This is a genomic window from Deltaproteobacteria bacterium (assembly GCA_016875225.1).
Classification (GTDB): Bacteria; Myxococcota_A; UBA9160; order SZUA-336; family SZUA-336; genus VGRW01.
Genome location: VGRW01000038.1, coordinates 1 through 24924, shown reverse-complemented (window position 1 = coordinate 24924; position 24924 = coordinate 1). Strand labels below are relative to the sequence as shown.

Annotated in this window: 22 protein-coding genes; 10 read left to right on the top strand and 12 right to left on the bottom strand. The window is 69.6% G+C overall.

The window, feature by feature from the left end:
• Window positions 1-5 precede the first annotated feature (5 nt).
• Window positions 6-1343 (bottom strand): M23 family peptidase, encoded by a 1338-nt coding sequence (locus FJ108_10755; protein ID MBM4336376.1) that lies wholly within the window; start codon window positions 1341-1343, stop codon window positions 6-8.
• Here FJ108_10755 and FJ108_10750 point away from each other — a divergent pair.
• Window positions 1256-2851, top strand: coding sequence for a hypothetical protein (locus FJ108_10750; protein ID MBM4336375.1), 1596 nt, complete (start codon window positions 1256-1258; stop codon window positions 2849-2851). The two genes, FJ108_10755 and FJ108_10750, sit on opposite strands and share 88 nt — an antisense overlap.
• A 16-nt stretch (window positions 2852-2867) precedes the next feature.
• Here the strand turns inward: FJ108_10750 and FJ108_10745 are convergent, their stop codons facing one another.
• The 3 genes from FJ108_10745 to FJ108_10735 are packed head-to-tail and all read right to left on the bottom strand — an operon-like array spanning window position 2868 to window position 5344.
• A complete protein-coding gene (locus FJ108_10745) occupies window positions 2868-4169 on the bottom strand; it encodes an aminotransferase class I/II-fold pyridoxal phosphate-dependent enzyme (protein ID MBM4336374.1) in 1302 nt (433 codons plus the stop codon).
• Between the two features lie 33 nt (window positions 4170-4202).
• Window positions 4203-4673 carry a GNAT family N-acetyltransferase gene (locus tag FJ108_10740; GenBank protein ID MBM4336373.1) on the bottom strand — a complete coding sequence of 157 codons (471 nt, stop codon included), beginning with the start codon at window positions 4671-4673 and terminating at the stop codon, window positions 4203-4205.
• Between the two features lie 11 nt (window positions 4674-4684).
• Window positions 4685-5344: a hypothetical protein gene (locus tag FJ108_10735; protein ID MBM4336372.1), complete on the bottom strand. Its 660-nt coding sequence runs from the start codon at window positions 5342-5344 to the stop codon at window positions 4685-4687.
• Between the two features lie 128 nt (window positions 5345-5472).
• Here FJ108_10735 and FJ108_10730 point away from each other — a divergent pair, with 128 nt between their 5' ends.
• The 5 genes from FJ108_10730 to FJ108_10710 all read left to right on the top strand — a co-directional run bounded on the left by FJ108_10730 (window position 5473) and on the right by FJ108_10710 (window position 9843).
• The gene (locus FJ108_10730; GenBank protein MBM4336371.1) at window positions 5473-7365 is read left to right on the top strand and encodes a hypothetical protein; all 1893 of its coding nucleotides are present in this window, start codon (window positions 5473-5475) and stop codon (window positions 7363-7365) included.
• Between the two features lie 24 nt (window positions 7366-7389).
• The gene (locus FJ108_10725; protein ID MBM4336370.1) at window positions 7390-7911 is read left to right on the top strand and encodes a hypothetical protein; all 522 of its coding nucleotides are present in this window, start codon (window positions 7390-7392) and stop codon (window positions 7909-7911) included.
• 210 nt (window positions 7912-8121) lie between these two features.
• Window positions 8122-8397: a TatA/E family twin arginine-targeting protein translocase gene (locus FJ108_10720; protein MBM4336369.1), complete on the top strand. Its 276-nt coding sequence runs from the start codon at window positions 8122-8124 to the stop codon at window positions 8395-8397.
• On the top strand, window positions 8390-9148 hold the full coding sequence (tatC, locus tag FJ108_10715) for a twin-arginine translocase subunit TatC (protein ID MBM4336368.1): 759 nt from the start codon (window positions 8390-8392) through the stop codon (window positions 9146-9148). The genes FJ108_10720 and tatC overlap by 8 nt, the downstream gene beginning before the upstream one ends.
• A complete protein-coding gene (locus FJ108_10710) occupies window positions 9148-9843 on the top strand; it encodes an HAD family hydrolase (GenBank protein MBM4336367.1) in 696 nt (231 codons plus the stop codon). Before tatC ends, FJ108_10710 begins: the two co-directional genes overlap by 1 nt.
• On the opposite strand, the gene FJ108_10705 is transcribed toward FJ108_10710, so the two are convergent.
• The 8 genes from FJ108_10705 to FJ108_10670 form a co-directional block, all read right to left on the bottom strand.
• Entirely contained in the window at window positions 9840-10784 is a 945-nt protein-coding gene (locus tag FJ108_10705; protein MBM4336366.1) for a nucleoside hydrolase, read from the bottom strand. The two genes, FJ108_10710 and FJ108_10705, sit on opposite strands and share 4 nt — an antisense overlap.
• Before the next feature lie 124 nt (window positions 10785-10908).
• Window positions 10909-13167: an NADP-dependent malic enzyme gene (locus tag FJ108_10700; protein MBM4336365.1), complete on the bottom strand. Its 2259-nt coding sequence runs from the start codon at window positions 13165-13167 to the stop codon at window positions 10909-10911.
• 79 nt (window positions 13168-13246) lie between these two features.
• Window positions 13247-15991: a biotin carboxylase gene (locus tag FJ108_10695; GenBank protein MBM4336364.1), complete on the bottom strand. Its 2745-nt coding sequence runs from the start codon at window positions 15989-15991 to the stop codon at window positions 13247-13249.
• Window positions 15991-17664 carry an acetyl-CoA carboxylase carboxyltransferase subunit gene (locus FJ108_10690; GenBank protein ID MBM4336363.1) on the bottom strand — a complete coding sequence of 558 codons (1674 nt, stop codon included), beginning with the start codon at window positions 17662-17664 and terminating at the stop codon, window positions 15991-15993. Before FJ108_10690 ends, FJ108_10695 begins: the two co-directional genes overlap by 1 nt.
• A 131-nt stretch (window positions 17665-17795) precedes the next feature.
• Window positions 17796-18446 (bottom strand): fructose-6-phosphate aldolase, encoded by a 651-nt coding sequence (gene fsa, locus FJ108_10685; GenBank protein ID MBM4336362.1) that lies wholly within the window; start codon window positions 18444-18446, stop codon window positions 17796-17798.
• A 25-nt stretch (window positions 18447-18471) separates the two neighbouring features.
• Window positions 18472-18963, bottom strand: coding sequence for a 2-amino-4-hydroxy-6-hydroxymethyldihydropteridine diphosphokinase (folK, locus tag FJ108_10680; GenBank protein MBM4336361.1), 492 nt, complete (start codon window positions 18961-18963; stop codon window positions 18472-18474).
• Window positions 18960-19481: a signal peptidase II gene (gene lspA, locus FJ108_10675; GenBank protein MBM4336360.1), complete on the bottom strand. Its 522-nt coding sequence runs from the start codon at window positions 19479-19481 to the stop codon at window positions 18960-18962. Before lspA ends, folK begins: the two co-directional genes overlap by 4 nt.
• A 21-nt stretch (window positions 19482-19502) precedes the next feature.
• Entirely contained in the window at window positions 19503-21881 is a 2379-nt protein-coding gene (locus tag FJ108_10670; GenBank protein ID MBM4336359.1) for a PBP1A family penicillin-binding protein, read from the bottom strand.
• 76 nt (window positions 21882-21957) lie between these two features.
• Between FJ108_10670 and argH the strand changes: the two genes are divergently transcribed.
• The 4 genes from argH to dapA all read left to right on the top strand — a co-directional run.
• Window positions 21958-23358: an argininosuccinate lyase gene (gene argH / locus FJ108_10665; protein ID MBM4336358.1), complete on the top strand. Its 1401-nt coding sequence runs from the start codon at window positions 21958-21960 to the stop codon at window positions 23356-23358.
• Window positions 23355-23546: a hypothetical protein gene (locus FJ108_10660; protein MBM4336357.1), complete on the top strand. Its 192-nt coding sequence runs from the start codon at window positions 23355-23357 to the stop codon at window positions 23544-23546. The genes argH and FJ108_10660 overlap by 4 nt, the downstream gene beginning before the upstream one ends.
• Entirely contained in the window at window positions 23543-24391 is an 849-nt protein-coding gene (locus FJ108_10655; protein ID MBM4336356.1) for a diaminopimelate epimerase, read from the top strand. Before FJ108_10660 ends, FJ108_10655 begins: the two co-directional genes overlap by 4 nt.
• Window positions 24388-24924, top strand: a 537-nt coding sequence (gene dapA / locus FJ108_10650) for a 4-hydroxy-tetrahydrodipicolinate synthase (GenBank protein MBM4336355.1), incomplete at its 3' end; no start/stop codon positions are given. The genes FJ108_10655 and dapA, both read left to right, overlap by 4 nt.

Below are 24924 nucleotides of genomic sequence, written 5' to 3'. Positions count from 1 at the left end.
TCGGGTCAGAGTGCCGCGTCGAGGCCGGCCGAGAGCTCCGCTGCCTGCAGCTCTGCGAGGCGCATGTCCTTGATCTGGTTGAAGCGCGCGCGAGAGCGCGAAGGCACCGGCTCACCCATCTCGAACTTCACCGCGAGCGGGTCGAAGAAGCGGCCGTTCTTCTGGATCCGGAAGTCTAGATGCGGCCCGCTCGCGAGGCCGGTCATGCCGACGTAGCCGAGCAGCTGCTTCTGCGAGACCTGCTGGCCGACGCGCAGTCCCTGCGCGAAGCGCGAGAGATGCGCGTAGAAGGTGATGTAGCCATTGCTGTGCTTGACCTTCACCGTGCGCCCGAGCCCACCGCTCCAACCGACGTGGACGACCTTGCCGTTGGCCACCGACCAGACCGGCGTGCCGACGGGAGCCGCGTAGTCCACGGCTTCGTGCGGCCGGCGTACGTGGAGCACCGGGTGCAGCCGCGCCTTGCTGTAGCGAGAAGAGATGCGGCTGTACTTCACCGGCGCCTTCAGGAACGAGCGGCGCACCGAATTGCCCTCGGGCGAGAAGTAGTCGCCGCGGCCGGTTTCGTCCTCGAACCAGACCGCGACGTAGGAGCGCTTCGCCTTCGACGAACGGTACTCGGCGGCAAGCACGCGCCCGTACCGGACGAAGCCGTCCTTGTCGAAGTACTTCTCGAAGACCATGCGGAACTCGTCGCCGGACCGGGTCTGCGTCGAGAAGTCGAAGTCCCAGAGGAAGATGTCGGTGAAGGAGTGGACGAGCTCGGCGCGCTCGCCGAGATCGACCAGCGAGTTGAACAGCGATCCCGTGACGACGCCGCCGAGCTGCAGGATGCGTCGCTCCAGCGGAGCGACTTCCTTCTTCGCGACCAATCCGCCGCTCGGGTTGCGATCGAGGCGGTAGATCTCTCCGCGTCCGCGCTGGTACTCGAACGAGAGCAGCTCTCCAGCTTCGCTGCGGATCAGCGCGTAGAAGTCGCCCGGGCGCGCGCGGCGGAAGTCGAAGACCGGCCGCAGCCCGCGCGCAATCTGATCGACGAGGATCGGGCTCACACCGGAGCCGCGCAGCGCGCCGGCCAGCGTTCCGCCCTTGGGCACGCGACCGGTCGCGATCGTGAGCGTCGAGTCGGTCGCACTCGCGAGCACGGGATCGAGCGATCGATCCGTCTCGGGTGCGAGGAGATCCGAGAGATCGCCGTAGCGGGTCGACATCTCGGAGCGGGGTGCGGGCTCGATCGAGGCGGTGAGAATCGGGAATGGGGAGCCATCCGCCGACGCGACCGGCGCGACAGCCGCTGCTGCGACCAGCAACCCGCTCGCAAAGAGCGCCGAAAGACCCCTCATGCTATGCCTCCGCAAACGGGCGAGAACTCCCTGTATCTGTATCGCAGTCCGACCGATTCGAGACTGTGACCAGAATCACAACCAGTTCGAGCACTTGGCTCGAACCAGCAACTCGGAGCAGGAACCTGGCGAGATTGGCGGGAGCGGCGCGTGTGGACCTGACGCCGGAGCTCGGCGTGTCGCTCATGGGATACGGCGCCCGGGTCGGCACCGCGCAGTCCGTCGCAGACCGGCTGCACGCCCGGGCGATCGCGCTCGATGACGGCGGGACGAACCGCCTGATCGCCGTCTCCGCGGACCTGTGCCTGATGGCCCCGGAGCAAGCGCTCTCGGTGCGCGAGCGGATCGCGGCCGCGACGGGGGTCGGCGTCCCGCGGATCCTCGTCGCCTGCACTCACACTCATTCCGGGCCGGATACAGGACTCGCGGACCTGCTCGCGGGAAGGCCCGCCCCGCCGCACGTGCCGGCGATTCTCGAGGGCATTGCGGCCGCGGCCATCCAGGCCTGGCATGGACGCGAGCCCGCCGGGCTCGCCTGGACGCGCACGCGAGCCCGGATCGGCAGGAATCGCCGCGTCGAGGACGCGCCAATCGACGAAGGCGTCGAGGTGCTTCGCATCGACGCGGTCTCGGGCCGGCCGATCGCGGTCCTCTTCCGCCATTCCTGTCACGGAACGGTCCGCGGCCACGACAGCCTCGAAATCTCCGCCGACTGGCCCGGCGCAGCGGCCGGCGCGATCGAGGCCGAGACCGGCGCGATCGCGGTCTTCCTGCTCGGCGCTCACGCGGACGTGGACCCGCGCACGCGCGGCCTGATGGACCTCGCGATTCCGGGCCAGAGCGTCGGTCTGGGTGCCGAGGCCGTTCGCGTGCTCGGCCGCGAGGTCGCCGACGCGGTGCTCGCCAGTCTCGACGGCGCCGTGCCCGACCCGATCGACGACGCTCGCGTGACGGCGGGAACCCGAGCGGTTCGACTGGCGATTCATCTCGGCGACCGCTCGCCCGAGGCGGCGCGGGCCGAGCTCGAGCAGCGCAAGCTGCGGATCGCCGAGCTTCTCGGCGTGACGGCCGAGTCGCTGCCGCGGCTCGCCGAGCTCTGGGACCTCGCAAGCCGCGCGACGCGCGGACTTCCGATGGCCGAGGCGCGCGAGGCGATTGCGCAAGTTCGTCTGTACGTCCGCGACAAGACTTCCCCATTTTTCGTCATGAACCGGCGGGAGCTCGACGTGGAATTGCAGGTGCTTCGCATCGGTCGCGCCGTCCTCCTCGGCCTGCCGCTCGAGCCGACGACGCAGGTCGGCTTCGACTGGCGCGATCGTATCGGTCCCGCTCGGATCGGCGCCGTGATCGGAATCGCAAACGGCTGGCTTCGCTACCTGCCGCACGCGGCGGACCTGTCGCATCCTCGCGCCCACTGGCACTACGAGGTGCTGCAGAGCCTGCTCGCCCCTGGCGCGTCCGAGGCGCTTCTCGATGCCGGAGAGAGCCTGGCGCGGGAGCTCGACTGAGGCCTGCGGCGCGCGGCTACGCCGACTTCAGGTCTCCGATCGCCTCGGCAACGCACTCGAAGAGCGGCTCGATCTGGCCGACCTCGAGACACGAGAACGCGACGCGGATGTCGGTCGCACCCATCGAGATCACGCCGACGCCGTACTTCTCGAGCAGGTGCAGGCGCAGCTGCTCCGCGTCGACGCCCTTCACGCGGATGCACATGAAGTAGCCCGCGTTGAACGGGTAGACGTCCCAGAGCGGGCGGTACTTGGCTCGGTAGACCACTTCGCGCAAGCGCGACGCGCGCGCCTTCAGGATCTCGAGCTTCTCGCGGCGCTCGACGTCGATCGTGCTCGAGCGCAAGGCGGACGCCACGATGCTCTGCGAGAGCGAAGCGCAGTTGGAGATCGACGCGCGGATCGCGCCCATGAGCTTGCGCTCGAGGGCCGCGAGCAGCGCGGTCGGATTCCCGACGGGCGGCGGCGCAATCGTCAGGAACCCGCAGCGCAGACCCCAGACGAAGAGCTCCTTGGTGGCGCCGTCGAGCTTCACCGTGAGCACGTTCTCGTGAAGGTTGGCCAGCCAGCCGAACGGCGACTCCTTGATCGCGCCGTCGTCGAACAGCAGGCCGAAGTAGGCGTCGTCGCAGATCACGACGATCTTCTTGCCGGCGCGCGCCGCGGCGAGCACGGCATCGCGCATCTCGCCAACCTCGCCCGGCGTGGGCATGTAGCCGGTCGGGTTGTTGGGGAAGTTCAGGAGCAGTAGCTGCTTCGACGGCCCGGCCAGGAGCGCACGGCGCAGCGCTGGAACGTTGAAGCGTTCGCCGTCGTAGGTTGGAAACGTCTCGACCACGCCGCCGAGGCGCGTCTCGAAGTTCAGCGCGTAGTTGTCCCAGAGCATGTCCGGGATCAGCACCCGGTCACCGGGATCGACGAACAGATCACCGACCAGCGCCAGGCCGTGCGTGATCGCGTGCGTCACGATCGGCAGACTGAAGCTGCGCTCGCGCAGGGTCGGGTTCTCCGCGAGCAGCTTTTTCCGCCACGCCTCGCGCAGGTCGGCTCGTCCCTGCGGCGGCGCGTAGCGCACGGCGTCGGAGGGAGAGATGTCCCCCACGTGCGCGATCACGGAGGGCAGGACCATCGGACCGCCGCCCTCGGTCGCCTCCCCGATCGTCGCGTTGAAGCGGTTCGCCTTCTCTTTCGCCTCGGCCGACTGCGAGAGGATTCCCCTCGGGAAGTAGAGCTCGCGGCCGCGCGCGGAGAGCAGCTCGTAGGTCACTCGGCTCTCGGCGCGAATCTTCTCGTTCAGCTCTGCCGCGATCGGGTGCATGGCGGCGCACGTTAGCAGGTCGAACGGAGCAAATTAAGAGACGCGTTCGAGAATGCGCGCTCGCTCGCCGAAACCGCGCCGGCCCCAGTACTCCAACGCCTCGGAGTTGCTGCTCTCGACGCGGACCGAGACCTTCTTCGAGCCGCGTTCTGCGAAGAAGACGTCGCTCTCCGCGAGAAGACGCGCCGCCACGCCCCGGCCGCGCTGCGGCGCATCGACGAACAGCTCGTGGATCCAGCCCGGCGCGGGCTCCGCATGGGATCCGCCGCCGATCTCGACTTCGGCGAAGAGGAAGCCGACCAGCCGGCCCTCGCCCTCCGCGACGATCAGGCGGCAGTCGGGACTCGAGGTCGCGCGGCGGATCTCGCTCGCGATCGCCGAGGCGATCCCGGGCAGCGCCGGAAAATCCCGCGAGAGTGCGCGATGGTGATCGATCAAGCGCAGCCAGAGCTCGAGTACTCGGGCATGGTCGTCCGGGCGCGCCTCGCGGATCTCGAGCATCATCGCGGGCCGGGCTACTTCAGCACCCGGCGCTCCTTCGCACGAATCATGCGCAGGCTGCCCGCCTTGTCACCCTCGCTCCAGGATCCTCGAAGCTCGTCCGCCGACGCTCGCTCCTTGATCTCGAAGACCGCCGCCTCTTCCATTCCACCCAGCATCGTGCTGCCGCCCGATAGCGAATCCACGACGCTCACGCGCACCAGATCGGGCGACCAGGTCACGTCCCAGTTCCGCACGAAGCTCACGGCTCCCGCGCCGCCCGACCCTTCTGGCGCCAGCGACTTCATCCCGCTCTTGGTGCTGCCCACGAGCTGCTTCGAGCGCATCGCGCGGGTCGAGACGTCGATGTGTTTGGAGAGCTCGTCGAGCACCAGGCCCTCCGGCTGCCAGGGCTTGTGTCCGCGCATGCTCGCGCGGCGGATCTCCTCGCTGCCCTCGTCGAAGAGCACGTACGGGTACTCGTCGATCTCGAGCGCGTCGGCTTGCTGGCGGATCGACCAGGCGAAGTCCTTGAACTTGGTGATCGACTTGTCCTCGGACTTCGCGTCCTTGTAGTGGATCAACACATACCATTCGCCGCCGAGATCGAGATTCGACAGGTCCTCGGCGAGTGCGAAGCGGGGCGCCGCAAGCCACGTGCAACCCAGAAGCAGGACGAGTCCAAAGGTGTGCATGGACGGCCAGTATAGCCGCGATCGGAGCGCGAAAAGGCGCCCCGGAGGGCGGGGGAGCCTCACCACGGGTGGTGTAGACTCGCGCTCGATGGAGCGGCGCGACGGATCGCGCGCCCGAAGGCGGGGTTGTGGCTGCGATCTGGGTGGTATCCGAAGAGTCGGCGCTCGCTTCGACGTTGGCCCACCACGTCGACGCTCTGGGCGAGGTCTGGCTCGGCTCGCCCGAGGCCGCGAGCTTCAAGGGCGCTCCACCTCCGGACCTGCTGATCCTCTGCGGTGTCGGCGATGACTCCGGCCGCAATGACGCGCTCGAGCGGGTGCTCTCCTTCGTGCGTCAGATCCCACAGCGGCGACGCGCCGCCGCGCCCGTGCTCCACGTAGCGGTCGACGCCGGGTCCGAGGGCGACGAACGCCTGGAGCGGCTCTTCGACGACCGGCGACTCGCCCGACTCGTATTTCCGTTCGATCCCGACGATCTGCAGGCCCGAGCACGCGACCTGCTCCGCTCGAACGACGGACCGGAGAGCCTGCGCGAGCGAGCGCGCAAGCTCTGGGTGACGCGAGAGGTCGAACGGCTCTACGCGGGTCTGGACCTGCCCGCACTGCGCCAGGCGGTCGATCCGCGCAACGCCCATCGGCCGATCCTGCTGATCGGCGAGCCCGGGACACGCCGCGGACTGCTCGCGCGCTACGTGCACAATCTGGCCGAGCCCGCGCGCGATGCGTTCGTGCCGTTCGCGCTGCGGTCGCTGGCATCGGGCGGGCTAGAGAACGCGGTCATGACGCGCACCGCGAGCCGCCGTGTGACCGCCTACCTGGAAGACGTCGATCGCGCCGGGGCCACGCTTCAGGACGAGCTCGCGCATCTGCTCGGCGCGAGCGGCGCGCTCGCGCTCGAGCCCCTGCGCTGGATCGCCGCCACCTCGAGCAGCCGCGGCCTCTCGCGATCGCTTCGCGACCTCGCCTGGCTTCGCGTCGAGCTTCCACCGCTGCGAGCGCGCACGGACGAAGCCGCCCTGATCGAAGCCGCGTTTCGAAGCTGCGCCGAGCGTCAAGGTCGCGAGCTCACGCTCGAGCCTGACGCGCGCGAGCTACTCGCCGAGTACGCCTGGCCGGGGAACTTGCGCGAGCTCGACCTCGTGGCCGACGCGACCTGCGCAGCCGCGTCGGGGCCGCGAATCGGCCCGGCGGATCTGCCGATCGCGAGGGGCGGGGGTTTTCGAGCGGCGCCGCCGACGCAGCTTCCGGCCGAGCCCGAGGCGTCGAGCGACGAGGATCTGATGCTCGAGACCCTCGCGGAGAATGGCCTCGGCGAGGACGAGCTCGAGCCGGCCGATCTGCTCGAGCTCGAAGCGGATCTGGTGCCGGCGGCATCTGCCGGACTCTCGCCGCGCCAGCTCGTGATCCCGCTCGCGCAATCGATTCGCGCGCCGCTTCGGGCCTTCCGAACCTACGCGAACCTCGTCGAACAGCGACCCGATGACGAACACGTCCGGCGCGAGCTGCGGGCTCTGGTGGAACACGATCTGGGCGGGCTCGAGGAGACGCTGCAGCGCGTCGAGCGGTTCGCCCGGCTCGGCCCGGCAGAGCCGCGGCCTTTCGATCTCGCCGCGGCGTTGGGCGCGGAGCTCGACGCGCGTCAGAGCGCGGCGCGATCGAAGTCACTGGTCGTGCTCCGCGAGCTCGACGCCCAGGCGCCTGCGCTCGTCGCCGACGAGAGCCACGTGCGGCTCGCGATCCGCTCGCTTCTCGACCTGGCGCTGCGCCTCGTTCCCCAAGGTGGAGACCTGTATCTCGGCAGCGCCTGGCGACCGAAGGGAGAGGGAAGTGCGGCGGGTCACCGCATCCTGCTTCGCTTCCACAGTCCGGAGGAGGTGCTGACCGGGCCGTCGGGCGAGCCGGACGGCGAGTTCCTCGAAGTGGTGATCGCGCGAGACCTCTTCGAGCGAGCGGGGGGCAGCTTCGCGATCGACGCGAGCGGCGCGCAGGACAACGTCATCCTGGTCCAGTTGCCGGGCTGACGCGCTCCGCTAGCGTCGGAAGGCTTGGCGCTCCGACCTCTCACGCGCAAACTCGCGGCCGTGGTGACGGCCGCCGACGCCGAGCTTTCGACGCTCGTCGTCCGCTACGCGCCGCAGCGGGGCGGCCCGCCCGAGATCGAGGACCGCATCTATCTCGGCCGCCCGGGAGAGGTCGCCGCCGTGTACGGGGTCGGGCGGTGGCTCCGAATCCTGCGCGCCGGTCGGGTCCACGTCTCCGGCGATCCGTACGAGCTATGCCGAGATCCGCAGCATGCACTCGCGCTCTTGCGGCGCTGTATCGGTGCGAGCATCCAGCTCGTCCTCGCGCGCAGACTCGAACGCTCGATCACGCTCTGGACAGAGACCGGCGTCGAGCACGTAGGCGCGGTGGTGGACTTCGTCGAGGGCGCCGACGGTCTGTTGATCCGGCGCCGCGGCGGCGGTCCACTGATGCACGTCGAGCGCGAGAGCTTGATCCGCTTCGAGTCCGCTCTGCTGGAGCGCCTCGAGGTGATCTCGGTCGATCTTCCGCCGCGCTCCGACTGAACTTGCCGGATGATTTCACTTGCATGCGCGGCGTGGGTCTGATTTAAGTCAGCTGCGGGTTGCTGCTGCCCCGCGACGGTCCGGATCTTCATCGGGGGGTGGAGGATCCGAGATTCCGCGGGGCAGCACCCCGCATCGAGCGTTCGCGCTACCCTTCGGAACGACTCCGTCCCGCGTAGTGTCGAGTGCCAGGAGTCCTGGGAGGAACGTGTGTTCGGCATCGGCATGCCTGAGCTGCTGGTGATCCTGGTCGTCGCGCTGCTCGTGCTCGGCCCCAAGCGTCTGCCCGAGATGGCGCGCTCGCTAGGGCGCGGGATGGCGGAGTTCCGCCGCGCATCGAACGAATTCACGCGCACGCTCTCGGCATCGGTCGACGAGCCGCCCGCGGCACCGCCGCCGAAGCGCGCCGCGGATTCCAAGAGCGCGGCGGATTCCAAGAGCGCGCCCGAGCCCGAAGTCGCGCCACGACCGCGCGCCGATGACTGACGAGCCGCGCCCCATCCTCGAGCACCTCGCGGAGCTGCGGCGCCGGCTGTTCTGGATCATCGGCGCCTGGGCGATCACCTCGCTCGCGGCGAGCTTCTGGCCCAAGGAGCTGTTCGAGATCCTGATGGCGCCCGCGATCGATGCCGTTCGCGACTCCGGCCATACACTGATCGCGGTCGCTCCGAGCGAGCTCTTCATGACCTACCTGAAGACGATCCTGCTGACCGGTTTCGTGCTCGCGATGCCGATCACGCTCTGGCAGCTCTGGGCGTTCGTGGCGCCGGGGCTGTACGCGAGCGAGCGGCGGCTCGCACTTCCGTTCGTGCTCTCGACCAGCTCGCTCTTCGCGATCGGCTGTGCGTTCAGCTACTTCTTCGCGCTTCCGATCATCTTCCAGTACTTCGTCTCGCTCGAAGCCGACTACGTGCACACGAGCTGGACGACCCAGGCCGTGTTCAGCTCGGTCGCGAGCATGTATCTGGCGTTCGGAGTTTCGTTCCAGCTTCCGATCGTGCTCGTCGCGCTCGCGCTCGCCGGAGTGGTCACGCCCAAGCAGCTCGCCTCGAACCGGAAGTACGCGATCCTGGTCGCGTTCGTCGCCGCCGCGATCCTGACCCCGCCCGATGCGACGAGCCAGATCATGCTCGCGGTGCCGCTCTGCCTGCTCTACGAGATGTCGATCTGGGTTTCGCGCCTGCTCGTGCGCAAGCCCAAGGCGCAGCTTCTGCCGGTGGGGACGCCGGAATCCTGATGCGCGCCGACCGAATCGATGCCGTCTTGCTCGACATGGGGGGCGTTCTGCTTCCCGAGCTGCAGAGCTACGAGCGCTCGGTTCGCGACCGCGACTTCCTCGCAGCGCTCGCAGAGCAGGGAGTCGCCGACGCGGAGTCGTTCGTGATCGAGCGCGCCAGGCGACTGCGCGACGCCTACCGGGCGCTCGAGCGGGAGTGCCGACAGCCCGACGTGGACGAGGTGCTCGCCGACTGCACTCCGGTCGTACGCGGGCTCCTGCTGCGCGCGTTCAAGCGGCAGGCGGCGCCGGCGCCCTACGCGCACGCGCGCGTCGTCGTGGCCGACCTCGCGCGCGACTTCGCACTCGGCGTCGTCTCGAACAACGCCATGCCGGGCGATCACCATGCACGGGTCCTGCGGCGCGCTGGAATCCTGCAGTACGTCGGCTGCGCGGCATGGTCGGCGAACTTCGGCCGGCGCAAGCCCGACCCCGCGATGATCTTCGCGGTCCTGCGAGAGCTGGGCGTTCCCGTCGAGCGCGCGATCTTCGTCGGGGACAAGCTGCGCACGGACGTTGCGGCGGCACGCGCCGCGGGAGTGCGCTCGGTGTACATCCGCAAGCGCGGTGCTCCGTTCGCGTCGCGCGAGCTACGGCCCGATTTCACGATCTCCGATCTGCGCGCGTTGCCGGCTCTGCTGCGGCAGATCGGCTAGAGCGAGAGCACGCGCGCGACGAAATGCGCTGCGAAGCGCGCTTCGTCCACTTGCGTGGCGCAGCGCATCGGGAAGGTCTGCACGCCGGCCTGCTTCCGCTCCAGCGTGCGGAACACTCCGTTCTCGATCGCCGGCTCGATCTCGAGCTCCTCGAAGCGACAGAAGGACTCGTCGTAGACGCACGCCAGCGTCAGTGGATCGTGCAGGAAGGCTGCGTTGTCGTCGGGCGGGGCGCCCGGCGGGGTGAACAGGCGGCGCTGCACCGGCGTCCAGATCCTGAGCGCACGCGCGAGCGCGGCGTGGAGCTCGGTTCCAGCGCGCTCGATCCGCGAAGCGTCCGTCTCGCGGAGCCGGGTGCGAAGCGTCACGTCGGCGGTGACCAGCGTCGTGGGAATTCCGGAGCGCAGAACCAGAAGCGAAGCGTGCGGGTCCGAGCACAGGTTGTAGTCGACGCCGTGCGGGAAGACGCGCCCGCGGTACGAGACCTCGCGCAGGTGCCCGCCCATCAGCGTGAGCCGCCCGATCCTGGAGGCGAAGTCGGGATCGAGAGCGAGCGCGACCGCCAGGTTCGTGAGCGGCCCGACGGCGACGACCTCGATCCCGGGACGGCGACGCGAGAGCTCCAGCAGCGCGTCGACCGCGTGCGCGCGCTCGAGCGGCGGATCGCTGCCGGGCTCGAGGATTCCCTCGCCCTCGTGGCCGAACCAGTTGAAACCGGTGCCAGCGAGCAGCGGGACCCGGCAGCCGGCGAAGACCGGGATCTCGGTCCTCCCGGCCAGCTCGAGAAGCCGCCGCGTCACGCGCGCGCGCAGATCCACCTCGCGTCCGACGTGGGTGACGCCGAGGATCTCGAGCTCGGGCGAGGCGAGTGCAAGCGCCAGGCAGAGCGCGTCGTCCACGTCCGACGCCATGTCGGTGTCGAGGACGATTGCGCGCCTCATCCGGCCGCTCCTGCTCGGAGCGGTAAGATGTCGATCGGCGCGTTCGCCCCGCCGTCGATGCGGACCGCGATCTCTGCGCGGTTGGCGACGAGCAGCTTCCCGAACGCCGGGGCCCGCGGCAGGCTCAGTACTCCCGTTGCGCCTGCAGCACCGTGATCGCCGTGAGGTTCACGATCTCGTCGACGGTGGCGGTGCGCTGGAGCGAGTTCATCGGGCTGCGCATTCCCATCAGGATCGGCCCGACCACGGTGGCGCCGCCGATCGCGCCGATCATTCGCGTCGCGATGTGCGCGGCCTCGAGGTTCGGGAAGATCAGCACGTTGGCCTCGCCCTTGATCTCGGAGAAGCCGAAGCGCGTGGCCCGGCGCGCTGGATCGAGCGCGATGTCGGCCTGCATCTCACCGTCGATCACCAGGTCCTTCCAGCGCGCCTTCGCCAGCTCTACGGCCCGGGCCAGCCGGTTCGTGCGCTCGCCGCGCACGCTTCCGTAGTTCGACGACGACAGGACCGCGACGACTGGATCGAAGCCGAACCAGCGCGCCGTCTCGGCACCCAGCCCCGCGATGTCGGCGAGCTCCTCGGCGGACGGCTCGACGTTCACCGAGCCGTCGGCGAAGAAGAGCACGCGCTCCTTCTGGATCACGATGTAGACGCCCGCGGCGGCCTCGCGGCCCTCCGCCAGCCCGACGACCTCGAATGCGGGCAGGATCGACTCTGCGTAGGACTTGGTGAGGCCCGCGACCAGGCCGTCGGCGGCGCCCGTTCGCACCATCATCGCGCCGAAGTAGCTGCGCCTTCCGATCAATCGCTCCGCGTCCTGCTCGGTCACGCCCTTGCGCTTGCGCAGGCGCACCAGCTCGGCTTGATACTTGCCGCGCTCGGGCGACAGCTGGTGGTCGATGATCGCCACGCCGTCCAGGCCGATCCCCGCCTTCGCCGCCTTGGCGCGGATCTCGGCCTCGCTGCCGAGCAGGATCGCATCGCAGATCCGCTCCTCGTTCAGGATCTGGACCGCGCGCAGCACGCGCTCCTCGCTTCCCTCCGGAAACACGATGCGCTTGGGGGCGCTCTTCGCCTTGTTGATCACCGTGCGCATCAGCTCGCGCGAGCTGCCGAGGTAGCGCTCCAGGCGCTCCCGGTACTCATCGAGGTCGATCTGCAGCCGCGCGACGCCGGAGTCCATCGCGGCCTTCGCCACCGCCATGGACTCGTAGATCAGCACGCGCGGATCGAAGGGCTTGGGAATGATGTAGGTCGGACCGAACTCGAAGCGCTCGCCCGGGTAGGCGTGGAACACCTCTTCGGGCACGCCCTGCTCCCCCAGTCGGGCCAGCTCCGCGAGCGCCTTCACCGCGGCGAGCTTCATCTCCAGATTGATCTTGCGCGCGCGCACGTCGAGCGCGCCGCGGAAGATGAACGGGAAACCGAGCACGTTGTTGACCTGGTTGGGATAGTCCGAGCGGCCCGTCGCCATGATCGCGTCGCCGCGCACCTCGGCGACCTCCGCGGGCGTGATCTCGGGGTCGGGATTCGCCATCGCGAAGATGATCGGGTTGGCTGCCATGCTCGCGACCATCGGCTTGGTCACCAGGCCCGCGGAGGCGACGCCGACGAACGCGTCGGCGCCCTTCATGGCGTCCTCGAGCGTGCGAGCCGAAGTCTTGCGCGCGAAGCGGACCTTGTACTTGTTCATGCCCTCGGTGCGGCCCTCGTAGATCACCCCTTTGCTGTCGGTCATGAGGATGTTCTCGGGGCGCACGCCGAGGTGCAGGTAGAGATCCGCGCAGGCGATGCCCGCCGCGCCGGCGCCCGCGAACACGACCTTGGTGTCGCCGATCTTGCGGTGCGTGAGCTCGAGCGCGTTCAGGAAGGCGGCGGCCGAGATGATCGCCGTTCCGTGCTGGTCGTCGTGGAAGACCGGGATGTTCATCTCCGCGATCAGCCGCTCTTCGATCTCGAAGCACTCGGGCGCGCGAATGTCCTCCAGGTTGATCCCGCCGAAGGTCGGCTCGAGCAGCTTCACGGTCTGGATGATCTTCTCCGCGTCCTCCGTATCGATCTCGATGTCGAAGACGTCGACACCCGCGAAGCGCTTGAACAGGACGCCCTTGCCCTCCATCACTGGCTTGCCGGCCAGCGCGCCGAGGTTGCCCAGCCCCAGCACCGCGGTTCCGTTCGAGACCACCGCGACCAGGTTCCCGCGAGAGGTGTACTTGAACGCGTCGTCCGGGCGTTTCTGGATCTCGAGGCAGGGCTCGGCCACGCCGGGTGTGTACGCGAGGGCGAGATCGCGGGCGGTCAGAACGCTCTTGGTGGCGACGACCTCGATCTTTCCCGGCTTTCCCTTGCGGTGGTATTCGAGGGCCTGCTCCTTGGTGCTCATCGGAATCGTCCTTGCCGGAATGGGCCTGCGGCCCCGGGGGTGGAGATCGTAGCGCGAAGCGCCGCCCGTGGCGGCGCGCCTAGTGCAGCAGCGCCAGCGTGGCTTCGCGCCTGCGCCGCGCGAGCGCCTCGTCGGTTTCGAGCTCGCGGCGTTCGTCGGGATCGATCGCGAACACCCGTTCGCCCTTCTTGACGATGCTGCCGTCGCGATCCGCCATCAGGTTCCGCGTGACGGTGCCCGGGTACGGAGCCGCGACCTTGTTGAACATCTTCATGACTTCGATGACGAAGAGCGGCTGGCCGGCTTCGAAGTGCTGGCCCTCCTCGATCAGCGGCGGAAGGTGCGGCGCTTCGCGCGAGTAGAACGTCCCCCCCATCGGTGTGACGATCTCGTCGAAGGCGGCCGGCGGAGGCGGGGCCAGCGCGCGCGCGAGCTCGGTGGCGCGCGAGGCGTCCAGAAAGCGCTCCGGGAAGCTGATCGACAGGTCGTCGTCGACACGGATGTCGAGGAACCCGGCGCGCGCGCCGATGCGCGGGATCAACAGCAGGAGCTCGAGGCCGAGCTGGAAGCCGCGGTGCGCGGCCACGCAGCGCGACCAGAGCGCTTCGTCGCCCCCGCAAAGAGCGGCCGCGGGCTTGCCCGCGAAGAGCTTTGCCAGCGCATCCGCACCCTTCGCCGTCGTGCGCGCCTCGACCGCCGCGTAGAACGCGTGCGCGGACTCCAGTACCGCCGCATCGTGCCGCCAGATCTGCTCGGCGGGCGGCTTGTCGGCGCGCGCTTCGAGGTCGAGGAAGTGGTAGAGGCGCTCGAGGACGTCGACCGGGTTGGCCTCGAAGCGCACGGTCGCGCCGTCCGCCTTCCAGAGCTCGCCGTCGTAGCGGCCGAGAAAGCCCGCGAGCAGGTGCGCATTCGCGAGCAGGCGCCCGAGCGGGCGCAGCAGCAGGGTTTCCTTGGCTTCGAGCGCCGCGCGGGCGTCGGCGTCGGAGGCCTCTTTCACGAGCCGGGCGAAAGCGAACTCCAGGTCGACGCTGCTCGCGAGCTGCTCCAGCGCGCCGACCGCGCCGAGGTACGAGGTCATGAAGCGGGTGTTCGGCTCGGCCATGACGCCCCGGCCCAGGAACCACTGGATCAGGCCGTAGTGGACCTCGCGGTTCGTCTGCAGGTCGTCGCCACGCAGCTCCATCCGCCGCAGGATCTCGGCCATGCGCTCGTAGTTCTCGCGCCGCGAGCTGCCGTGGGTGAGGACCAGCGCGATGTTCGAGTCGTAGGCGCCGGCGACGTTGTAGTAGACGAACGAGCTCGTGTCGGGGTTGCGGATGCCGATCCCCTGGTCGAAGCGGATCTCGTCGGGGAGCGGCTTCGACCAGCTTCGGATCAGCCCGCCCGCGTGCGGCTGCAGCGCGCGATTGGTCGCGTTGACGCGCACCTCGACGGCGGACAGGTGCCGGGGCACACGCTCGGGACGCGGAACGCGCTTGCCGTGCGCGGCGAGCAGCGCCATCGCCTCGATCAGACGCTCGACGTAGAAATGCTCGCTCGGGTCGTCCGGATTCACGAAGCGCAGCCGATAGGCGAGCTCCGTGACGACGTGCTCGACCTGGATGCGCGTGTTCATCTCCATGAAGAAGAAGTCGAAGCCGTCGACGATGCACTCGAACGTGGACACGGAATCGAGCCCGGTGGCCGCACCGAACTTCTCGCTCTCGGCCTCCATCCGCTCGAGGTAGCCGCGGTCGCCGATCAGCACCTCGCGCGTCTTCCCGCCGGCTCGCGCGATCTCGTCGTCGAGCAGCTCTCGGGTGAGGGAGACCTCGATCAGCTTCTGCTCGTGCATCTGCACCGAGCAGTCGCGGCCGCCGAGCGAGACGCACCAGTCTCCGTTTCCGATCAGCTGGATCTCGTTGTGGCGCGTGCGCTCGATGTTGAGCTCGATCAGGAAGTTCCGGTTCGAGCCCGGCTCGACGACCTTGGACTCGGCGCAGACGTCCAGGACCGCCGTCGCGATCTCCTCGGGCTTGGAGACCACGCGCTGGCCCTTGCCGCCGCCGCCGCCGATGTACTTGAAGCGGATGCGGTGCGTCGGGTAGTCGCGCCAGATTCCGGCGCAGATCCGCTCCGCCTCGAGCTGCAGGTCGGCGATGCCCACCAGGTCCACGCCCGCCGCGTAGCTCGCCTGGAGCGCCGCCTCGGCGTTCGCCTCCAGGCTCTCCTTGGCGCTCCAGCCGAACGAGAGGCCGGCGTCCTTCGCGCGCTTCTCGAGCGCCTTGCGGTCCTTCGCGAGCTCGAGCAGCGCGCGCGTGCTCACGTCGTCCACGCCCGGTATCACCGTGTTGCCGAGACCGCGGGCGAGCTTCTTGGCCTCGTCCTTGGCCCCCGCGCGCCGCAGCACGTGCGAGGACGGCCCCATGAAGCCGATTCCCGCGCGCTCGATCGCCTCGACCAGCTCGGCGTCCTCGGCCATGAACCCGTAGCCGGCGAAGACGTGCGTGTAGCCGTGCTCGAGCGCGATCGCGACGATCTCGCCGATCCGGGTCTTCTTCTGCTGCTGACCCGATCCGGTGTAGTCCTGCACGCGGTGCACGTTCTGCGGGAAGCGGAACGAGCGCAGCTCCGGCGCCAGGCAGCGCGGGTACACGATCGAGTCCTTCTCGGAGAGCAGCATTCCGTACTCGCGCACGCCGATCTCGTCGAAGACCTGGAACGCCTCCAGGCGCACCGGGCCGCGGCAGACCACCAGCACCTTCAGCCCGTCGAGCGCGAACGAGCGCAACCAGGGGCTGTCGCAGTCGGCGAAGCGCCGGGAAACGAGGTCGCGACCCTGCATCACTCGAACTCCCGCTGCGGGCCGGACATCGCGCTCGGCGTGTAGGTGCGCATCAAGAACGAGAGGTGCTCGCCGAGCACGCGCCGGCTCGTGCCCGGCATCACGATTCGCGACACCGAGCCCAGCGAGAGCGCTTCGTTGGGGTTCATCAGCTCGCGCTCGTAGCGCTCGCGAAGCGCCTTCAGGCCGGCGTCGCGCTCGCGCCGCGCGTCGACGTCGGTCGTTCCCTGCGCGAGCGCCTTCTGGTACGCGGCCTCGATCGCGCGAAGCTCGTCCTTGAACACGAACTGCGCGCCGCCACCGGCATCCATCACGGAGATCCGCGCCATCGGCATGGCGAAGACCGCATCGGCTCCCGTGAAGTGGGAGTTGTAGGCCGCGTACGCCCCGCCGAACGCGTTGCGGATGATCAGCGTCATCGACGGCACGCGGATGTCGATGATCGCGTCGAGCAGGCGCCGGCCCTCGAGGATGATCCCGCGCGACTCCTGCTCGGTTCCCGGCGTGAAGCCGGAGACGTCCTCGAGGAAGATCATCGGGACGTTGTAGAGGTTGCAGAAGCGGATGAAGCGCGTGCCCTTGCGCGCGGCGTCGACGTCGATCTGGCCGCTCGCGACCGCGGAGTTGTTGGCGATGAAGCCGACCACGTGGCCGCCGATCCGGCCGAACGCCGTGATCAGGTTGCGCGCCCGGGTCGGCTGCAGCTCGAAGTACTCGCCGTGGTCGACGATCTGCTGCAGGAAGAGCGTGATGTCGAGCGGAGCGCTCATTCCCGCCGGTGAGTCGAAGGTCTTGCGGAACAGGATGTCCTCTTCGACGGTGAAGCGGTCGATCGGATCGCTGGTCGGCCGGAACGGCGGCGACACACGGCAGTTGTCGGGCAGGTACGAGAGCAGCCGCAGCGCGGTGCGCAGCGAGCCGACCTCGTCGGTCGTCGTAAGATCGCAGACGCCGTTTCGCCCGTGCACGCCCGGTCCGCCGAGCGCGTCGGCCGTCACGTCCTCGCCGAGCGCCGCCTTCACCACGCCGGGCCCGGTGAGCCCGATGAACGTGTCGGCGCACTGGATCATGAACGAGCCCTGGCGCGGCAGATACGCGCCGCCGCCGGCGTTGTAGCCGAACATCAGGCTGATGCTCGGCACGACGCCCGATATGCGGCGCAGCGCGGTGAACGCCTCGCTGTAGCCGTCGAGCCCGCCCACGCCCGCGGGCACGAACGCGCCGGCCGAGTCGTTCATGCCGATCAGCGGGATGCCGCGCTCCGCCGCCATGTAGATCAGCCGCGCGAGCTTCGCGCCGTTGGTGGCGTCCATCGAGCCGGCGCGGAGCGTGAAGTCGTGGCCGTACACCGCCACGTCGCGCCCGCCGATCGAGAGCACGCCCGTCACGATCGAGGCGCCGTCGAGCGACTTGCCCCAGTTCTGCCAGAGCAGGTTCGGCTCCTGGTCCGAGAGCACCTTCAGCCGCTCGAAGACCGTCATGCGGCCCTTCGCGTGCTGGACGCGAACGCGCGCCGGGCCACCGCCGCGCTTGGGCCGCTCGAGCAGCTCGAGCCCGCGCTCGATCGACTCCTCGTAGACCGCGGCCGAGGGGTGCAGCGAGGTGACCGTCTTCGCCGGCGCCACCGCGGCCAGCGGGTTTTCGAGCAGGTATTTGGGAGTCTCAGTCGCCATGCCGGGGGCCCTTCTCGGCCGGCTCAGAGCGCCGCGATCCGGCCGAGCCGCTCACAGGGCGCTGGTTCGTCGAGTCGGAGGTTTGGGGGCGCAGGATATCAGATCGTCGGATCCGAGCCGGCTGCCCGCGCCTACCGGTTCTTGACCTTCTCCCAGTCGGCCAGGAACTGCTCGATGCCCTTGTCGGTGAGCGGGTGCTTGGCGAGCCCGAAGAGCACCGCCGGGGGAATCGTCGCGATGTCGGCGCCGAGCCGCGCGGACTCGAGCACGTGGAGCGGGCTGCGAATGCTGGCGACGATGATCTCGGTCGCGATGTCGTAGTTCTCGAAGATCTCGCGGATCTGCGCGATCACCTGCATGCCGCTTTCCGGCTGGATGTCGTCCAGGCGGCCGACGAACGGCGAGATCATCGCGGCGCCGGCCTTGGCGGCCATCAGCGCCTGGATCGGCGTGAAGACCAGGGTGCAGTTGGTCGGGACGTCCTGGCTGGAGAGGACCCGGATCGCCTTCAACCCCTCGACCGTCATGGGGATCTTGACCACGATGTTCGAGGCGACCTTCCGCCACTCCAGGCCCTCCCGGACCATGCCCTCGGAGTCGAGCGAGACGACCTCGGCGCTGATCGGGCCGTCGCAGATCTTGGTGATCTCGCGGACCACGTCGCGCGGATCGCCCTTCTCCTTGGCGAGCAGGCTCGGATTGGTGGTCACGCCGTCGCACAGACCCAGCGACACGCCTTCGCGGATGTCGGGAACGTGGGCGGTGTCGAGGAAGAACTTCATCGCGGGTCCTCCAGGGGGTCGGGCTTCACAGTTTCTCGACTCGCAGGGGATCGTCAAGGTCGGCGAGCAGCTCGGAGATCGTGCGCGTCTGCCCCGGGGCGACCAGATCCGGGGCGAGCTCGGCGAGCGGCGCGAGCACGAAGCGGCGACGGGCGAGACCCGGATGGGGCAGCGTCAGGCGCGGGGTCTCGAGCGCGAGATCTCCGAAGAGCAGCAGGTCCAGGTCGATCAGCCGCGGCTGCCAGCGAGCGCGCTTCGCAGGGCGGCCGAATTCGAGTTCGAGCGCGAGCAGGCGCTGGAGGACGGAGAGGGCGTCGCCGCCGAGCCCGACCTCGACTGCGGCGTTCACGTACCAGGGCTGCGGCTCGGGCTGGCCGCGCTGCGCTAGCGGCTCCGTGCGCCAGAGCGACGAGGCGCGATGCGGCCCCCAGCGGCAGAGCTCGGCGATCGCCGCCCGCACCTGAGCCCCGGGATCGCCGAGATTCGCCCCGATGCCGACGTAGGCCTTGCGCCTCAGCCTTCCTTCTCCCCGGGCAGGCTCGGCCGGGTGACGCCGTCTTCGGTCTCGTGGGTCACGACGTCGAGCAGCAGGAGCACCACGCCGATCACGATCGCCGAATCCGCGACGTTGAAGTCCGGGAACACGAACAGCCCGAGGTTGAACTGCAGGAAGTCCACGACCTCGCCGCCGCGCGCGATCCGGTCGATCAGGTTGCCGAGCGCCCCGGACACGATCAGGCCCAGCGACACCGCCGAGAGCCGGTCGTTCGGCTCGATGCGCCGGAAGAACGATCCGATCATCACCAGCGCCACGAGCGAGAGCACGATGAAGACCAGCACGGGCACGCCCTGCGCGAGACCGAGCGCTCCGCCCGGGTTCCGCGCGTGCGTGACGCGGAAGAAGCCCTCCAGCGCCGCGATCGGAGCCCAGTAGCTGCCGCGCTCGATGTACGCGGAGACCAGACTCTTGGTGATCTGGTCCAGCGGCACGATCACCGCCATCAGCGCGAGCAGGGTGCGAAGCTTCGGCGTCATGGCCCGCTCTCTACCAAATCGTCACCTCCCGCGCCCGAACCAGCCGAACACGCTGCGCAGCGCGCGGCGCACCGGGTTCGCGCGCGCTTGCTCCTGCGGCGGCGGCGGCCCGGTCGAAGGCTTCGCGGTCTCGGATCCGAAGCCGCGAAAAATCCCGCAGGCGCCTTCCGGCGCGGTGCCGCGCAGGAAGACCTCTCGCTCGCCGCCGCACATGAAGCCCGCTCGCAGCCCGGTCTCGCGGTCGACCTCGAGCGATTCCACGCCGGTGGGGGCCGAGAACTCCTCTGCGGGCGCCTTGCCGCGCGCGACCTCGAGCACGTCCGCGAAGATCGGCAGCGCCGCGACCGAGCCGGTGACCCGCACGCTCTCGCCGTCGTCGAAGCCGACCCAGACCGCGATCACGATCTCCGGCGTGTAGCCGATGAACCAGGCGTCGCGATGGTCGGAGCTCGTGCCTGTCTTGCCGGCGACGTCGCCGCGGAACCCCATCGCTCGCAGGGCGGCTCCCGTGCCGCGCTCGACGACGCCCTGCAGAGCCGAGGTGACCAGGTACACCTCTGCCGGATCGAAGACCTTCTCCGCCGCTCCCGGGCGCTCTTCGAGCACGCGTCCGTCGGAGTGAACCACACCGGTGTAGGAGCGCAGCGCCGGCAGCGAACCGGATGCGGCGAGCGCCGCATAGGCGCGCGCGGCCTCTAGCACCGTGAGCTCGAAGGAGCCGAGCGAGACGCTCGGCACGGGCGCAAGCGGGCTCTCGATGCCGAGCCTTCGCGCGGTCGCGACGATGCGCTCCGGTCCGATCGCGATGCCGAGCTTGGCGACCGGGACGTTCAGCGACTGCTCGATCGCCTCGCGAACCGTCACGGTGCCGCGGTACTCGCCGTCGTAGTTCACCGGCTGCCAGGTGCTGGTCGGGAGCTTCAGCGTGAACGGCTCGTCCTCGAGCTTCGAGAGCAGCGTGAAGCGCGGCGCGCCTCCGTCGCGGCCGAGCGCGGCGAGCAGGACGATCGGCTTGAAGACGCTCCCGGGCTGGCGACGCGCCTGCGCGGCTCGATTGAACTGGCTCAGCTTGTAGTCGCGGCCCCCGACCAGCGCGAGGATTTCGCCGCTCGCAGGCGAGAGCGCGACCACCGCGGCCTGCAGCGGCGAGGCGGGCCGGCGCAGCGACGGGTAGTCCTGCTCGAGCCGCGAGAGACGCGTCGTCACCGCCGCGTTCGCCGCTCGCTGCAGCTCGGCGTCGAGCGTGGAGTAGATCGCCATTCCCTCGCTCTGCAGGAACTCCTCGCCGTAGCGCTCCGAGAGCTCCTGGCGCAGCTCCTCGACGAAGTACGGCGCGACGTGCTCGTCCACGTACACGTCGCGCACGCCGAGGTCGGCGATCAGCGCGCTCTCGTACGCGTCGCGGTCGATCTTGTCCTGCTCGCGCAGGACCCCGAGCACCAGGTCGCGACGCTTGCGCGCGGCCTCGGGGTGCTTGTACGGCGAGTACAGGTTCGGACCCTTGATCAGGCCGGCGATCAGCGCGGCCTCGGGCAGCGTCAGGTCGCCGACCTGCTTGCCGAAGTAGTGCTGCGCGGCCTCGCCGACGCCGTGGATGGCGACCGAGCCGCGCTGCCCCATGTAGACCTCGTTCAGGTAGGCCTCGAGGATCTCGCGCTTGGTGTGGTTGCGCTCGAGCAGCAGCGCCATCAGCGCTTCGGTCCCTTTGCGCGTGAGCGTGCGCTCGCGCGTCAGGTAGAAATTCTTCGCCAGCTGCTGGGTGACCGTGCTTCCACCCTGCACGACGCGTCCCGCGCGCAGGTTCGCGAGCATCGCGCCGGCGATGCGCCAGACGTGGATGCCGCCGTGCTCGAAGAAGGACTGATCCTCGACCGCGATGATGGCGTCGACGAGCAGTGGGGGAACGTCGGCGAGCGCCTCGAGCTTGCGATCCGCGCGCTCGGCGCCGTGGAACTGCGCGATGATCTCGGGCTCGAGCGAGACCGAGCCGAGCAGATCGCCGCTCGAGTCCCGGAGCGCCGCGATTCGCGTGCCCGAGAGCCGCAGCTGGAACAGCCGCGCAGGGTCGTTGCGATCCGGCAGGCGCGAGGCGCGGCGGTGGATCTCGACCAGTCCGGGCGTCTGGCGGTACTCACCGGGCCGGAGCGTCCGCTTGGCGCTCGCCGCCGCCACGTAGCCCATCCGCTCCAGTCGGGCGCGCAGCCGGACGCGCTCGACGTCGAGCCCGGGCCGCAGCTCGAGCGGCCGCGAGTAGACCCGCGATGGGACGGCGAAGAGCCGGCCCTCGAAGCGCGCTTCGACGCGCTCCTCGAGATCGGAGACGGCGCGAAGCGCGAACACCCCCAGAAGCAACAGGAGGATCGCGAGCAGGAGGGCCGCCCTGGGGAGGTGTCTGCGCACGCCCAGAGCTTATGGCCTCGAAGTCGCTTGCGCGCCCCCCCGCGCGCGGGCATCCTCGTCCGGCCCCGAGGTAAGAATGGTCGAATCCAAGAGCTCCAAGACCTGGGGCGGGCGTTTTGCGAAGCCCACGGATCCGCGCATGGAGCGCTTCTCCGCCTCCGTGCACGTGGACGGAAGGCTCTGGGCGCAGGACGTCCGCGGAAGCGTCGCGCACGCGCGGATGCTCGCCAGCCAGGGGATCGTGAGCAGCGCCGAAGGCGAGCAGCTCGTGAAGGGTCTGGAGCAGATCGCGCGCGAGCTCGAGTCGGGAACGCTCCTGCTCGACCCCGCGCTCGAGGACGTGCACACCAACATCGAGCGGCGCCTCGGCGAGCTGGTCGGGCCGCTCGCGGGAAAGCTGCACACCGGGCGCAGCCGAAACGACCAGATCGCCACCGACCTGCTGCTGTGGATGCGCGACCAGATCCCGGCGCTGCTCGGCGCGCTCGGCGAGCTTCGCGGGGTGCTGGTCGAGCGCGCCGCGCAAGAGGTGGACGTGGTGCTGCCGGGCTACACGCACATGCAGCGCGCGCAGCCGGTGCGGCTCGCGCACCACTGGCTCGCGCACTACGAGGCGCTGACTCGCGACGCGGGCCGGCTCCGCGACGCTCGCTCGCGAATGGCGCGCTCGCCGCTCGGCTCCGGCGCGCTCGCCGGCAGCACGCTGCCGATCGACCGCGATCAGACCGCGCGCGAGCTCGGCTTCGCCGCCCCGACGCGGAACACGCTCGACTCCGTCTCCGCGCGCGACGCGGCGCTCGAGCTGCTCGCGGCGCTGGCCATCTCGATGGTCCACCTGTCCAGGCTCTGCGAGGAGCTCGTGCTGTGGAGCTCCTCGGAGTTCGGCTTCGTCGAGCTCGACGACGCGTTCTCGACCGGCTCGAGCCTGATGCCGCAGAAGAAGAACCCCGACGCCGCCGAGCTGGTGCGCGGCAAGTCCGGGCGCGTGATCGGCGATCTGATGAGCCTGCTCGTGACGATGAAGGGGCTCCCGCTCTCCTACAACCGCGACATGCAGGAGGACAAGGAGCCGGTGATCGACGCCGTCGACACCACGCGCACCTGTCTCGAGGTCCTGGCGGCCGCGATCAAGACGCTGCGCGTGAGCCACGCCAGCATGGAGCGCGCCGCGAGCGACCCGATGCTGATCGCGACCGATCTCGCCGATCAGCTGGTGCTCTCCGGCGTGCCGTTTCGCGAGGCGCACGGGGTGGTGAGCAGCGTCGTCGCGCACTCGCTCGCCGCCGGCGTCGAGCTCTCGGCGCTCTCGCGCGACACCCTGCGCTCGTTCCACCCCGCGCTCGACGTCGATCCGGCGCAGTTCTTCCGGGTCGAGCGCTCGCTCGAGGCGCGTCGCGAGCCCGGAGCGCCGTCCCGCCCGCGCGTGCTCGAAGCGATCGCGTCGGCTCGCGCGGAGCTGGCGGAGGAGACGCCATGACCCGCGTCGGACTCGTCGCGCTGGTGCTGCTCGCCGGGATCGCCTGCGGCAAGTACGGCCCTCCGGTGCGAGCCGACGGCGGGACCTCGGCCGCGGCGCCCAAGGCCGCAGCGGCACCCGGCGCAAGCGACACCGAGGTGTGTCCGGATCCGAACTCGCCCGAGGACGGCGCGGAGCAGAAGCCATGACTGCGCCAGCGAAGATCCGCTTCGCAAAGATGCACGGCGCGGGAAACGACCTGGTCGTGATCGATTGCCTGGCCGGGGATCCCGTCTCCGACTGGGCGAGCTTTGCGCGCTTCGCGCTCGACCGTCGGCTCGGGATCGGGGGCGACCAGCTGCTGCTGGTCCGGCGGTCGAGGGACGCGGATTTCGCCATGGCGATCCGCAACGCGGACGGTAGCCAGGCCGAGATGTGCGCGAACGGGATTCGCGCGTTCACGAAGTACGTGCGCGACAAGGGGCTCACGCGCAAGGACGTGATCCGGGTCGAGACGCTCGCGGGGATCGTCACCCCGCGCTGGCTCGGCGGCGATCAGGTCGAGGTCGAGATGACGCGGCCGGTGCTCGAGCCGGCGAAGATCCCCACGCTCCTCGACGGCCGCGCGCCGCTGATCGACGTGCCGCTCGAGGTCGGCGGAGAGCGCCTGTCCGTCTGCGCCGTGGGCATGGGCAATCCGCACTGCGTGGTCTTCGTCGACGATCCAGACGCGTTTGCGGTCGAGCGGATCGGAAAGCTGATCGAGCACCACCCCGCGTTCCCCGAGCGCGTGAACGTGGAGTTCGTCGGCGTGCGCTCGCGCGACGAGCTCGTGCAGCGCACCTGGGAGCGCGGCACCGGCGAGACGCTGGCCTGCGGCAGCGGCGCCTGCGCGGTCGGAGTCGCCGCGGTGCTCTCGGGCCGCGCGGAGCGCGACGTGCGGATCCGGCTTCGCGGCGGGGTCTTGCGCATCCGCTGGCCGGAGAGCGACGGTCCGGTCTTCATGACGGGCCCGGCGGCCCACGTCTTCGATGGAGAGCTCGAATGGCCCTGAATCTCTCCGGAGCCTTCACCGCGCTGGTGACGCCGTTCCGCGGCGATGGGTCGCTGGATCTCGACGCGCTCGCCCGTCTGGTCGAGTGGCAGATCGAGAGCGGCATCTCCGGACTCGTCCCGTGCGGGAGCACCGGTGAATCGGCCACGCTCACGCCCGAAGAGCACATCCGCGTGGTCCGGCACGTGGTCGAGGTCGCGTCCGGACGCGTGCCGGTCGTGGCGGGCACGGGCTCGAACTCCACGCGCGAGGCGATCGAGCTGACCTCGGCCGCGCGCAGCGCCGGAGCCGACGGAGCGCTCTTGATCTCGCCCTACTACAACAAGCCGACGCAGGAGGGCATCTACCAGCACTACCGGATGGTGGCGCTCGAGGGCGGACTGCCGATCGTGCTCTACAACATCCCCGGCCGGACGGCGTCGCGGATCGAATCCGAGACCACCGCGCGCCTCTCGCGCGTACCGGGCGTCGCCGGGCTGAAGGAGTGCGGCGGCGACTTCGCCGCGACGGCCGAGACGATCGCGCCCGTCGCG